General features: G+C 58.9%; 13 protein-coding genes. 4 read left to right on the top strand and 9 right to left on the bottom strand.

Annotated elements, in window-relative coordinates; genetic code table 11:
• Window positions 1–9 precede the first annotated feature (9 nt).
• The 9 genes from MF268_RS10510 to MF268_RS10470 all read right to left on the bottom strand — a co-directional run bounded on the left by MF268_RS10510 (window position 10) and on the right by MF268_RS10470 (window position 8,432).
• Entirely contained in the window at window positions 10–1,515 is a 1,506-nt protein-coding gene (locus MF268_RS10510; protein ID WP_238370823.1) for an aldehyde dehydrogenase family protein, read from the bottom strand.
• A gap of 9 nt (window positions 1,516–1,524) precedes the next feature.
• Complete coding sequence (locus MF268_RS10505; protein ID WP_238370822.1) at window positions 1,525–2,511, bottom strand: aminoglycoside phosphotransferase family protein; 987 nt, start codon at window positions 2,509–2,511, stop codon at window positions 1,525–1,527.
• 35 nt (window positions 2,512–2,546) lie between these two features.
• Complete coding sequence (locus tag MF268_RS10500; protein ID WP_088632030.1) at window positions 2,547–2,891, bottom strand: cupin domain-containing protein; 345 nt, start codon at window positions 2,889–2,891, stop codon at window positions 2,547–2,549.
• Window positions 2,892–2,903: 12 nt separating this feature from the next.
• A complete protein-coding gene (locus tag MF268_RS10495; protein ID WP_238370821.1) occupies window positions 2,904–3,263 on the bottom strand; it encodes a cupin domain-containing protein in 360 nt (119 codons plus the stop codon).
• Window positions 3,260–4,546, bottom strand: coding sequence for a glycosyltransferase (locus MF268_RS10490; RefSeq protein WP_238370820.1), 1,287 nt, complete (start codon window positions 4,544–4,546; stop codon window positions 3,260–3,262). Before MF268_RS10490 ends, MF268_RS10495 begins: the two co-directional genes overlap by 4 nt.
• 41 nt (window positions 4,547–4,587) lie before the next feature.
• On the bottom strand, window positions 4,588–5,649 hold the full coding sequence (locus MF268_RS10485) for an ABC transporter ATP-binding protein (RefSeq protein ID WP_238370819.1): 1,062 nt from the start codon (window positions 5,647–5,649) through the stop codon (window positions 4,588–4,590).
• The gene (locus tag MF268_RS10480) at window positions 5,646–6,437 is read right to left on the bottom strand and encodes an ABC transporter permease (RefSeq protein WP_238370818.1); all 792 of its coding nucleotides are present in this window, start codon (window positions 6,435–6,437) and stop codon (window positions 5,646–5,648) included. Before MF268_RS10480 ends, MF268_RS10485 begins: the two co-directional genes overlap by 4 nt.
• Window positions 6,430–7,290 (bottom strand): ABC transporter permease, encoded by an 861-nt coding sequence (locus MF268_RS10475; RefSeq protein WP_238370817.1) that lies wholly within the window; start codon window positions 7,288–7,290, stop codon window positions 6,430–6,432. The genes MF268_RS10480 and MF268_RS10475 overlap by 8 nt, the downstream gene beginning before the upstream one ends.
• A 95-nt stretch (window positions 7,291–7,385) precedes the next feature.
• Complete coding sequence (locus tag MF268_RS10470) at window positions 7,386–8,432, bottom strand: polyamine ABC transporter substrate-binding protein (RefSeq protein WP_238370816.1); 1,047 nt, start codon at window positions 8,430–8,432, stop codon at window positions 7,386–7,388.
• A 199-nt stretch (window positions 8,433–8,631) separates the two neighbouring features.
• Between MF268_RS10470 and MF268_RS10465 the strand changes: the two genes are divergently transcribed.
• From MF268_RS10465 to MF268_RS10450, 4 genes are all read left to right on the top strand, one after another.
• Window positions 8,632–9,564: an FCD domain-containing protein gene (locus tag MF268_RS10465; RefSeq protein WP_238370815.1), complete on the top strand. Its 933-nt coding sequence runs from the start codon at window positions 8,632–8,634 to the stop codon at window positions 9,562–9,564.
• Complete coding sequence (locus MF268_RS10460) at window positions 9,561–10,841, top strand: glycosyltransferase (RefSeq protein WP_238370814.1); 1,281 nt, start codon at window positions 9,561–9,563, stop codon at window positions 10,839–10,841. Before MF268_RS10465 ends, MF268_RS10460 begins: the two co-directional genes overlap by 4 nt.
• 157 nt (window positions 10,842–10,998) lie before the next feature.
• Window positions 10,999–11,826 carry a DUF2092 domain-containing protein gene (locus MF268_RS10455; RefSeq protein ID WP_238370813.1) on the top strand — a complete coding sequence of 276 codons (828 nt, stop codon included), beginning with the start codon at window positions 10,999–11,001 and terminating at the stop codon, window positions 11,824–11,826.
• On the top strand, window positions 11,826–13,109 hold the full coding sequence (locus MF268_RS10450; protein ID WP_238370812.1) for a peptidoglycan-binding domain-containing protein: 1,284 nt from the start codon (window positions 11,826–11,828) through the stop codon (window positions 13,107–13,109). Before MF268_RS10455 ends, MF268_RS10450 begins: the two co-directional genes overlap by 1 nt.
• Window positions 13,110–13,137: the final 28 nt, after the last annotated feature.

Here is a 13,137-nt window from a genome sequence, read left to right as displayed (position 1 = left end):
TGACCTCTCTTACGACGGCTTCCGCCCGCCAGCTTCCAGGAACCAGTCGTCCGGATACGGATACCACCAGTCCTGACGCACCGGCTTATGATCCATGATGACCATCTTGGACCGGCGGAAAGCGTCGAGCCCCTGCCGCCCAAGCTCACGCCCTATACCGGAGCTCTTCCAGCCGCCAAAGGGCAATGCGTCATTGTCGATCATCGGGTTGTTAATCCAGACCATGCCCGAATCGAGCCTTTCATGCGCTTCGTGTGCTTCCTCCAGCGAGGTCGTGAAGACCGAAGCGCCGAGTCCAAATTCTGAGTTGTTCGCGCCATTGATGGCCGCGTCGAAATCGGGCACGCGGACGATGGCAGCAACCGGTCCAAAACATTCCTCGTGCAGGATATCCATGTCCTCGGTGCACTCGGTCAGGATGGTGGGTTCGTAGTACCAGCCTTTCGTCTGGACCGGGGGAATGCGACCGCCGCAAACCACACTCGCGCCTTTGGCGACAGCATCGGCGACGAGGCGTTCGACCTTGTCACGGGCTGCCTTGCTGACCAGCGGACCGATTTCGGATTTGTCCAACCCGTTACCTATCCTCAGCCGGGCCGTTTCGACAGCAAAGGCTTTGACAAAGTCGTCATGGACGCTGTCGACCACATACATGCGTTCGGTCGAGGTGCAGACTTGCCCGGACATGTGGAACGCACCAGTGACGGCGCCGGCAGCGGCAACTTCGATGGGTGCGTGCGCGGTGATAATCATCGGGTCGGATCCGCCCGCCTCGATGACCGCCGGTTTCATCTTGGCGGCGGCAGCGGCGGCCACGGCCTGCCCGGCCCTGACCGAACCGGTAAAGGCCACCGCATGGGTCATCGGACTCTCCACCAGTGCTTTGCCAACCTCGGCACCGCCCGGAAGACAGGCGACGAGACCTTCGGGCAGCCCCTCGAAGACTTTCATGAATTCCAGCGTCGACAGGGTTGTCGCTTCGGCCGGTTTGATAACGCAGCCGTTGCCGGCTGCAAGCGATGCGGCAACGGTCCAGCACATCAGCAGGACAGGGAAATTGAACGGCATGATATGGACCGAAACGCCAAGCGGTTCGTACTTGGCAAACTGGAACGAGCCCAGCTGCGTGGTTCCAGCGACCTTGCCTGCCTCGTCCCGCGCCATTTCGGCGTAATAGCGGAAGATGGGCGCGCAATTGGCCAGTTCCCCGATGGCTTCGGGATAGGGCTTGCCCATTTCACGGCTCATGATGATCGAACATTCGGTAAGGTCGGCATTCTCGATCCGGTTGGCCAGATCGTGAAGATGCTTGGCCCGCGATTTCGCATCGACCATTTTCCATCCAACCTGCGCTTTGGTGACAGCCTCGAGAACCGTTTGCATTTCGTCACCCGTCACCTCTACGCGGGTGCCAACGGGTTCCAACGTCGCGGGGTCGATCACTTCATGCGTACTGCCCCGGCTCTCATGGAATCCGGGCAAAAGAAAGTAACGGGCGATGTTCAGATCAGACATCTGGTATCCTTAGGTATGCTTGGCAATCGCCGCACCGGCATCGCGCCATTCGGGGATTGTCTTGTCGATAAGTTCTTTTATTTCGTGCAGCTGTGCCGCAGCGAAAGCCGCCTGCATCTGGCGCAGGACGCGCGGCATGAAAGTGAGATAACCGGGCTTTCCGTCACGCTTTGCGAGTCGCATGAACACTCCGGCGATCCGCGTGTGACGCTGCGCGCCCAGCAAATGATAGCGATGGGCTATCGCGTCAGCGCCACCCGCGTGTTCCGGAGCACATTCGATGTAATGCGCCAGCATTTTCGCTTCGAGCCCATCTGAAAGATCGCGGCGTGCGTCCTGCAAGAGGGAAACCAGATCGTATTCCGCTGGGCCAAGCACCGCATCCTGAAAGTCGAGCAGACCGCAGCGTTGAATACCTCCGCGCCCTTCAAGTTCCATCAGGTTATCCACGTGAAAATCACGCAAAACGAGGGTTTGCGGAGCGTTTTTCAGCGGCTCGAGCGCTTTGGCCCAGAGCGTCCGAAATTCTTGATCGAAACCAGCCACGTCCTCATCCGGCCTTAGCGCCCCAAGAAACCATTGGGAAAAGATAGAAAGCTCGTCCAGCAGGGTCGCCAGATCGTATTCAGGTGCGGTAACATCGGCGGCTAAAGGGTGCCCGTGCAGATGCAGAAGCGCATCCGTGGCAAGACGATAGAGCTTTTCCTCGTCAACGCCGCGCGCCAGTTGGGCGCTGTAGGTCGTCAGGCCGAAATCCTCGATCAGGGCAAGACCGACTGCCGGGTCCGCCCCGATCACGCGCGGAGCGCTTAGACCCAGCGTATTCAGATGCCGCGCGATGCGCAGGAAGGCCGCGAAGCCGACTGGATCGGTGCGATCTTCCATAAGCAGTAGCTCGGCCCCTTCAAGCCGCAGATAGCGGCGCGCCGAGGCATCACCCGGCAGCGCAGCAATGCTTGCCCGGGCATGTCCGTGCCGCGCCAGAAAAGTCGCCACAGGCGGTTCCAGCTGTAAAGGGGCCAGAGCGAGGTTCATCGGATCATGTAGACCTTTTTGACGGTCTCATGGACCGTGCAGACGCCCTTCCAGTCCTGCGGGAAAAAGGCCGCAGTATCCGGCGTGATCTCGATAACGTCGCCACTTTCATGCACATAAGTACAACGTCCTTCGAGGAAATGGCAGAATTCGTCCTTGGTGACGTGGCATTCCCATTTTCCCGGCGTGCAGATCCACAGGCCGCACTCCGACTGGCCGTCCGGCCCTTTGTGCAGAACCTTGCCGCTGGTGCGGGATTCACCTTCGATCATCGTCGGGATCACGCCCCAGTCGACCGTATCCGTCACCTCGAGAGGTTTGTTCATCACAGGCGTTTTCATCACATCGCTTCCTTAGCTGAGCATGTAAATATTGCGGATGGTCTCGAAGATCTCGGCTTCGCCTTCCCAACCGGCCGTAAAGAGGACGCAGGTGCCCGGCGTCACATCGATCACCTCGCCATCGTCAGAGCGGTATTGGGCCCGCCCCGAAACGAAATGGCAGAATTCGTCACGCGGGACAGAGATGCGCCAGCGACCGGGCGTGCAGACCCAGATCCCGGATTCCGGGCTGTTGTTCGGTCCCTTGTGCAAAAGTCGGCCAGTGGAGTGTGACGCGCCGTCAAGCGCGTCGGGCTGGGGGCCCCAATCCACGAGGTCGTCATAGGTGCAGGCCTGATGAATATGAGGGGCCGAGGCGTTCAAGTCTGTCATTTGTCACCGTCCAGCAGGCCGGTCAGCAGGCGTGCGGCCTTAACCGGGCCTTCGCACCCTTGCATATGGGTCGAGATCTTTTCGAGCCGCGCCTGCATGTCCGCATCGGTCAGGCAGGTTTCGATCTTGGCGATCAGTTCCTCGTCTTCCCAGTCATAGCGGTGCGATTTGAAACCATAGCCAGTTTCCTGCACGCGCATCGCGTTGTCATGGCCGTCCCAGACATAAGGCATGATGATCGCGGGCTTGCCGAAGTAGAGGCATTCCGTGAACGAGTTGTTGCCACCATGATGGATGACGGCATCGACCTGCGGGATGACTGAGGGCTGCGGATACCAGCTGTCTATGATGACGTTGGGCGGAATATCCGAATATTCTTCCTTGTAATCGCCAACGTTCACAAGTGCCCGGTAACGGGTCTTGCCGATCAGGGTGATCAACCGCTTGAGCAGGTCGGTATCGCCCGAACCGAGGGAGCCGAAGGACACGTAGAGCAGCGGGCCGTCATTGTTGGCTTTGAACTCTGGCACCTCATAAGGCGCATCTTCGCGCACGCAGCCTTCGAGGTACTGGAAACGCGCCGGGTCGAGCGGGTTGTCCCGCTTGTAGGTCAGCGGCTCCGGATAGAGCATCAGGTTCAGGTAGGGCGAAGCCTCGAAGAACTCACCGATCTTGTAGGCATCTTCGCCGCATTCGGCGAGGAAGGCGTTAAAATCGTCGTGGATTGGCTTGATGACTTCTTCGAAACGGGCACGGAACGCCGCGTGGCCTTCGGTGTCGTTCTCGGCCATGCCCGACAGGTGCGGCGGAATGGCGGGGTCTTCGATTTCATTCTCGGAGCAGGAAATAATCCGCACCCATGGAACACCGTATTGCTTGATTGCCGGAAAGAGGATGACGTTATCTACCGCAATCAGGTCCGGCTTGATCTTGTCGAGGACGCCCGGCAGGTCTTTTTGCGCCCACTTGGCGCTGTCGACGATCGCTTCCCAGCATTCCTTGACGTAGTTGTCGATCTGGTCGATCGGCTCCTTGCGGAAGTTGGGGATGTGCCCGTTGATAAAGTCTTCCCAGAACTTGGCCATCTGCTCGGGCGGCATCGGCTCGGAGAGCGCAACAGGATACGCTTCAAAACCGTAGCCTTCGTAGACTTCGACGAAACCCGGGTCCGACAGGAATACCACCTTGTGACCCATCGCGGTCAGGGCCTGAGCGATACCAACAGAGTTGAGCGCCGGTCCAAAGGCGGCTTCGGGGAAAAGGGCGAAAGTCTTCTGTTCCATGTGTTCTCCTGTTGGAAAGGCGCCGTTTGCGGCGCTGTGTTTTATGCAGGGAAAATGCGCGTGTCGCGGGCAGACCAACCCAGCGTGATCGTCTGCCCGACTTCGGGCGCAAGCCGTTCGGCAACGTCCGCCGTCAGACGTGAAATGACTGGCGTTTCGGCAAGGGGCGTTTTGACATGCAAAAGCAGATCCAGCCCGTGATAGGCGATATCCGTAATCTCGCCCGCAAGGCTGTTTTCGCCTTGGGTTTCGACCCCCAGACGTTCCGAACGAATGGCGGCGACAGCCGCGCTTCCCGCGGCCAGTTCGGGTGCGTCGGCGGCGCGGATCAGCGGCCCCTCCTTGCCCTGATACCCACCGGATGCCACCGACACCGGCAGGAAGTTCATGACCCCGATAAAATCTGCCGCAAAGCGGGTTTCGGGGTATTCGTAAATCTCACGCGGCGTCCCGACCTGAAGCAGCGCCCCATCCTTCATGATGGCGACGCGGTCGGCCATGACCAGCGCTTCTTCCTGGTCATGCGTCACGACAATAAAGGTAATGCCGAACTCGTGCTGAAGCCGCTTCAGTTCAAGCTGCATCTCGCTGCGCAGCTTCTTGTCCAGCGCACCGAGCGGTTCGTCGAGCAGCAGGACCTTGGGCCGTTTCACCAGCGCGCGCGCAAGGGCCACCCGCTGACGTTGCCCGCCGGAAAGCTGATCAGGTTTGCGCCCGCCCAGATGGCCCAGCTGGATAACCTCAAGAATTTCCGATACGCGGGATTTAATCTCGGCCTTGGCAAGCCGATCCATTTCCAGCCCATAGGCGATGTTCTGCGCTACGGTCATATGTGGGAAAAGCGCATAGGACTGGAACATCAGATTCACCGGTCGCTTGTTCGGTGGCATCGCGGCGATCGACGAGCCTTCAAGCAGAATATCACCGCCGCTTGGTGCCTCGAAACCGGCCAGCATGCGCAAAAGGGTCGTCTTGCCGCTGCCAGATGCGCCAAGAAGCGCAAAGAACTCGTTGCGATGGATGTCCATCGTGACCCCGGCCACCGCCTGCGCCGAGCCGAAGTTTTTCTTGATATCCCGAAGTGAAAGAAGGGGAGTGGTCATTGTCCCGGCAGACCTCCGCGGTTGAGCCGTTGCGACAGGGCCAGCGCGACAACGGAAACCGCCATCACCACTGTTGCCAGCGCATTGATTTCAGGGGTCACGCCAAATCGGATCATCGAAAAGATCTGCATCGGGAGCGTGATCGAAGACCGCCCTGCCCCGGCTGTGAAAAAGGCGATGATGAATTCATCGACCGACAGGGTGAAGGCGAGAAGCGCACCCGCAAGGATCGCAGGCATCAACACCGGCAGAACAACCCGACGCATCGTCGTCGCGGTCGTCGCGCCAAGATCATTGGACGCCTCGACAATGGACCAGTCGAAGCTTTTCAACCGGGCGCGGACCACCGCGCTGACAAACGCAAGGTTGAACACCACGTGGCTCACGATGATTGTATGCAGCCCCATCTTTACGCCAAGCAGTGAGAAAAAACTGAGCAACGCGATGGCAAGCACAATGTCGGGGATGATCATCGGCGCGAAAATCATAGTTTCCAGCCATTTGCCGTTGCGGCGGCGTATCTCGACGCCGACGGCCAGCAAGCTGCCAAGGATCGTTGACAGGAGGGTCGAAAAAATTGCCACGATCAAGGTGTTACCGGCGGCCCGAAGGATGTCCTTGTTGGCCAGCAACTCGCCATACCATTTCACCGAAAAGCCGGTCCATGCGGTTGGCAGACCACCTTCGTTGAAGGAAAGTCCGACCAGCACCGAGATCGGCAGGTAGAGAAAGGCAAAAACCAGTCCGAGGATCAGCAGCATCAGGCGAAAGGTGTTCCGGTCAGCCATTGTCGCCTGCCTTTCCGCCCGAGGCACGGTCAGCAACCGTCGCCTGTGCCATCAAAAGCCCTAGCATGACCATTATCAGAACCATCGAAAGCGCGGCGCCAAAGGGCCAGTCGTTCGCGGTCAGGAACTGCGCGTAGACGAGATTACCGATCATCTGGAACTGGCCTCCGCCCAGTAGCGCCGGGGTGACGAAATTCCCGATCGACAGAACGAAGACAAAGACGAAACCCGTTGCGATGCCCGGCACGGTCATCGGCAGCACGACGCGTCGGAACGTGGTCCAGCCCGAAGCGCCAAGATCGCGCGAAGCCTCGGAAATTTCCGGGTTCAGCCGGGACAGAGGTGCGTAGCAGCTAAGGATCACGAACGGCAGGTAGTTATAGATCAAACCGATCACCACGGCCTGTTCGGTATAGAGCATGCTAGGCAATTCACCTTCGAACCCGACCCATCGGGCAAGGTTGACGATCAATCCTTCGCGGTTCAGCAGTACGATCCACGCGTAGGTCCGCACAAGATAGTTGGACCAGAATGGCAGTACGGCGAAGAACAGCAGGGCCGACTGACGATGGCGCGGCATAGCCGCGATGGCATAGGCAGCCGCGTATCCGAGGATAGAGGCGATCCCGGCGGCCAGTCCGGCGATCCACGCGGATTTCAGGAAGATCTGGGCATAGAGCGGGTCGAAAACCAGCGCAATGTTTTCGAGCGTAAAGGTATATTCGATACCGCCGTACATCCCGCGCCGGAAGAAGGCGAGCACGAGGATTAGCAGGCAGGGCACCACCATCAGGCCGAACAGCCACAGCAGGGCCGGGGACATCAGCAATATGGGTCTTCGGTCTGTGGTCATGGGTCCTGTCATTCCCGGGTGCGCCCGGTTCTGCGGTCAGTTCGAATTGGAGGGGATGGCTCCCCCGGCACGATACGGCCGGGGGAGTGAAAGGCTTAGTTGGCAGCCTTGATTTCGGACACGACGCGCGAGTAGTCACGCTGGGCTTCGCCCACGTCGCGCAGCTGTTCGTATTCCATCATGTCGGCAGGTTTCATGCCCATGTTGGGGAATGTTTCGATCAGGCTGGCGTCGAGACCTTCCATCGCCGCCTGATTGGGCACTTTGTAGAGAATATTCTCGGCGGCCCAGCGATGGTTGTCCGCGTCGAGGATGTAATCGACAAAGGCATAGGCCGCATCCTTGTTCTCGGACGCTTTCATGATGACCATCGTATCGACCCAAAGGTCCGAACCCTCTTTGGGCACCGTGTACTTGATCTCGGCATTTTCGGCGATGCCATAGTTGCACCAGCCGTCCCATGCCTGCACCAATTCGGCCTCGCCGGAAACCAGCTTCGCGTAGAAGGTTGTGTCATCATAGGCGAGCAGCGTGCCCTTAGCGTCGATGAGAAGATCGCGCACCTCGGCCATCTTGTCGGCATCGGTTTCGTTCACCGAATAACCAAGCGCAAGCTGACCCGCAGCAAGCAACCAGCGGTCGGTTGCCAGCATGGTCGTCTTGCCGGAAACGTCGTCAGACGGTTTCAGTAGATCATTCCAGGACGTCGGCTCAGAAACGAGATCGGAACGATAGCAAAGCCCCGTAGTGCCCCATGCGTAAGGCACCGAGAACGTGTTGCCCGGATCATGCGGCAGTTCGGTTGCCTCGGTGTAAAGGTTCGAAAGGTTGGGCAGCTTGGAATGGTCAAGCTCTTCGGCAAGGCCCAGCTTGTTAAGCACTTCGGCGAAAGGCGAGGATACGAAGACCACATCATATCCCTCACCGCCCGAGGCGATCAGCTTGCCCATGATCTCTTCGTTGGTGGCGTGCAGAACCAGTTCAGCTTCGTTTCCGGTTGCCTCGTTAAAATTGTCGATGGCGTCCGCTGCCATGTAGCCATCCCAGTTCGAAACCGTCAGCGGCTCGGCAAATGCGGTAGAGCCGAGCGTGGCCAGCGCGGCGCTCAGGCACAGGCTGGCACCGATAATACGTTGTGTCATAAACAGACCTCCATGTCGTTTTATTGTCAGCGCCGGTTCCTGATGGTCCGGCCGATTTCGTCTTGCGATTCTTACTGATCGCGGTAGGGTCAGTATTAATACGTCCAAAAAAACGTCAATTTGTATTTGCTGTCCTTTTACAAATGGATGCCGGATGAACCGAAATTGCTTATGAAATCCCCGGACAAGAGACCAAGCCATGCCCCGGACCCGCAGCAACACGAGACGCAACCACCTGCTGCTTGCCCGTCAGATTATTGAGGTCGCTCTTGAAAAGGGTATGAGTGCGGGCGATCACCTGCCGGAAAAGGTGTTCTCCGAGGCCTGCGGCGTTTCTCGAACGCCCATCCGGTCAGCCCTCAAGATACTAGAAGAAAAAGAAATTGTCACAAGACGCGAGGAAGAAGGTTTCTTTCTTGTTGTAGGCCCAGAACAGGGGCTTGCGGAACAACCGTCGCGGATTGGAGAGGTCGAAGATTCTCTGGCGGCAAGAATACTGTCTGATCGGGCAGAACGCCGCATCGGAGATGTTCAATCTGTCAGCGCTTTCGTGCGGCGCTATTCGGCTCCGCGCTCAGCGGTACTAAATGCGCTAAAAATACTGACTTCGGAGGGGGTAGTTGCACAATTGCCTGGTCGGACATGGGCTTTCCAGCCGATGCTTGATACCCCCAATGCAATCGGCGAAAGTCTCGACTTCCGGCTGATGCTGGAACCGCAGGCCATCCTGGCTCCGGGATTTTCGATGGACAGCCAGAAGGTCGGACTTGTGCGCCAAAAGATGCAGGATTTCCTTGATCGGCCCAACGGTCGGATGAGTTCGGCAGGCTTTCTGAAGCTCGATTGCGACTTTCACGCGTTTATCGCGGAAAGTTCTGGGAACAGGTTCGTTCGCGGCGCGCTTCTGGCGCATCAAAGACTTCGCCAGACGACGCAAAAAGACATGGCCCTGCCGGAATACCGCCTGCGTCAGTCACTAGAAGAACACCTCGACATTCTGGACAGTCTTGAGCGGATGCAACTGGATCTTGCTGCCGATCAGATGGTGTTACACCTGCGCCGATCCCAGATCCGTCGGCCCAAAGCGGCCAATAGGGGTATCATGCCTTTGGGACGCGGAGCGCTGAGATGACGGAAGCGCCGGTAATCGCCTTTTTCCCCGAAGCAAGCTTTGGCTCTGCGTTGAATTGCGTCGGCATCGCGCAACAGTTGCAGCGATCAGGTGCCGTGCCGGTGTTCATCTGTCACCCGGGTTTCACCGGTGTTTTTGCCGAATACGGGTTCAAGGAATACCACCTGACGCAGGGCGCGGCGACGAGCCAGCAGACCGAAGAAACCTGGCAATCCTTCGTGACGACCCACCTGGAGCACTTCGATCTCGACCCTAAGGCGCAGTTGACGACCTACGTCGCTCCAACTTGGGAAGCGATTGTCGACACCGCGATTCAGGCCGAAGACGGGCTGCAAAGACTGCTGAAGCGCATCCAGCCCGATGGCATCGTGCTTGACAATGTCATCATGTTCCCAGCCATCGCGAACGCGGGCGTGCCTTGGATCAGGGTTGTATCCTGCGCTGAAACAGAATTGCCAGACGTCAATGTGCCGCCCTACCTGTCCGGCCTGACCGCCAGCGATCCGGCCTGCGCGCCATTTCACGAAGAATATCTGAGAGCCACGGCGGCGGCGCATCGGCGATATAATAGTTTCCGAAAGAAACGTGGCCTGCCAGCTGTCGAGGACGGGCTGTTTCTTGAAACCTCGCCCTATCTGAACCTGCTTCTTTCGCCATCGGCAGTGAGGTACGACCGCGCAAATCCGCTGCCCGATGACCTCTTCGTTTTCCTCGAAGGCTGCGTCAGAGAAGAAGCGCGCTTTGACACGCCGCCCCTGCCAGTCAACGACGGCCCGCTTGTCTATGTCAGCTTCGGAAGCCTCGGCGCAATTGACACCGATCTGATAAGCCGCATGATTTCGGTCTTTTCTGCGATCCCGGCCCGGTTCTTCGTGAATGTCGGCGGATTTCTTGAATATTACACCAAAGTGCCCGACAACGTGTACCTCGGCAGCTGGTTCCCGCAGCCTTCGATTGTCGAGCAGGCCGATCTCTTTATCCATCACGGCGGCAACAACAGCTTCTGCGAGGCGCTGTACTTTGGCGTTCCTTCGCTGGTCATGCCCTATTGCTGGGATGGTCACGATAACGCGGCTCGGGCCGCCGAAACCGCGGCGGGCATCCATATGAACCGCTCGAAATGGGACGATGCGGAATTGTCGACCGCCATGACTAAGCTCTTTTCGGATCAGGAAATGCACGCCCGCCTTGCCGCTATCTCGTCCCGAATGAAATCGGATCTTGGCACGGAAAAAGCCGCGGATCATATCATGCGCGTACTGCGCCCAGCGAGCTGATCGGAACGACGGCATCGGCTCAATTCTCCGCACGCCAGCGCACCCCTTCGAAGATCACCGCACTTAGAGACTTCAATCTAAGGTTGTGCTAACCTTTTGACACGAATCGAATTTCCCGAGCTTTAATACGCGGGCCGATGACGGAGTGAACCCTACCGTGTCGCCATTTCGACTCTTTACAGTGATCATCAGTGTCTTTCTTGCACAGGCCACTTCGGCGCAGACCGAGGTGGATGAAACGGTACCGCCGATAGAGCCGCAGGCGGTGGAGCTTTTGACTAATGCCGCCGACTTCCTTGCAGCGCAGCCCGCGTTTTCCTTTGACTGGTTCGTATCCTACGACGACGTGATCGACGGAAGGGAAAAGCTGACTTTCACGCGAAGCGGTTCCAACCTGATATTGCGTGACGAAGGGTTCTATTCTTTCTCACAGACCGGAGAGGACACGCGCGAATATTACTTTGACGGGTCAAAGTTGGTGATCGCCGATGTCGAAGAGGATGCCTATGTCATGGCACCATTTGACGGTGGTTTCGACGCGCTGGTCGACCGTATCGCGCTGGAATACGATCTGCACTTGCCGATCTGGGAAATCATGAGCCGAGATCCGGGCGCGGCATTGCTTCGCGATGCAAGCACCGCAGCCTATCTGGGCACAACTTCGATTGCGGGTCACCCCGCTCACCATCTTGCGTTTGCGAGCTACGACAGGGACTGGCAGATCTGGATATCAACCGACCCGGAACTGCCCGTTTTGATGATGATCGTCGGCACCGACCCTTACGCGCAGGGTTGGCCGCAGTACCGGGCCTATTTCATGGACTGGAACTTTGCGCCCGAGGTGGAAGCCGAGAGTTTCCAATATTTGCCGGGTGAAAACAGTGACCGCATGGTCTGGCCCAAAATCAACAGTGAGATTCTTGGTGAGGCCGACAGCCTGCCATCGGATGATCCCGACGCGGACCCAAATCGGGGAGATCAGTGATGAGACGGTTTATCGTGGGGCTGCTGTCATTCCAATTGGCGTTCATGACCTCTCCGGATGCCGTCATCCGGTTCGACTTCAGCCTTGATCGCGCCGAGGCGAGGGGCAATGGCCGAGCGGGCGGATTTCATGGCGCGCCGAAAAGGGGCGGAGGCGCGAAAACCCGCCCCGCGAGAGCCGGCGCAAGTGCGCCCCGACCTCGCCCGTCTGTACAACGTCCTGCCAGCAAACCAGCGATCAAGCTCCCCAACCGGCCCTCGACACGACCAGCATCGAAACCTGCCACGCGGCCCGCAATCGCGCCTGGCGGCAACCTTGCGCGCCCCGCGAACAAGCCGCAGGGGCTGAAGCCACCCGGGAACCGTCCGCCGATTGCCAAACCGCCGGGCAACCGTCCGATTGCCTCGAACCGGCCCGGCAACCGGCCGCCGGTTACACGCCCGGGCGGCAACCGCCCACCGATAGCCGCACGTCCGCCGGGCAACCGCCCTCCTGGTGCGCGCCCACGTCCTCCCGGCAACCGACCTCCCATCGCCAACCGTCCGCGTCCGCCGGGCTGGCACCCACCGCATCACCATCCGCCCGGCTGGCGGCCGCCCTATGTGAAACCGCCCTACTACCGACCGCCGCATAACTACTGGGGCGACTATCATTACAACGATGGCTGGGGATGGTTCTTTACCGCCGCGATGGTGGGCGGAACGATGGCCTTTGTCTCATCGCTGCCGGATGACGACTGCAACAAGGTCTCGGACAGTGGCGAGACGCTCTATGAATGCGACGGCAAGCTCTACCGCTCGACCTACTACAAGGATGAACAGGTATACGAGATCGTTTCCGATCCCCCCGGTGAGACAGCAGCCCCTACGGAACCCCAGAGTGTGATCGGGCTTGCCCTGACTTCGCCGATGACGCGCGGCGAAGTCGTGCGCGACCTGCAATTGCTGCTCACCGACTATGGGTATGACACGGGCGGCGCAGACGGGATTTTTGGCAGCGGGACGGAAACGGCGCTGCAATGGTTCCAGTACGATAACGGGCTGGACACGACTGGCTTTGTCGATCCGGCAACCGCCGCCGCTCTGGGATACAGCTCTCCGGCAGCCCCCACCAACGTCCCGGCAGCATCGCCTGAAGCTGCTGAAACCACGCCTCCTGTCGAGGCGATGCAAGAGGCACCCGCTGCCGATAGCGATCAAACTTCTGCAGCCCCTCCGGCCAGGCAGCCATCGACCGAGGATGCCAATCCGCTACCGGTGCCCGTGCCGCCTCCCAGCGACTGAAAGGAAAGCCCCGCGCAATGCAAGCAAA

The organism is Heliomarina baculiformis (assembly GCF_019966545.1).
Lineage (GTDB): Bacteria > Pseudomonadota > Alphaproteobacteria > Rhodobacterales > Rhodobacteraceae > Heliomarina > Heliomarina baculiformis.
This window is presented reverse-complemented; position numbering and strand designations above follow the sequence as displayed.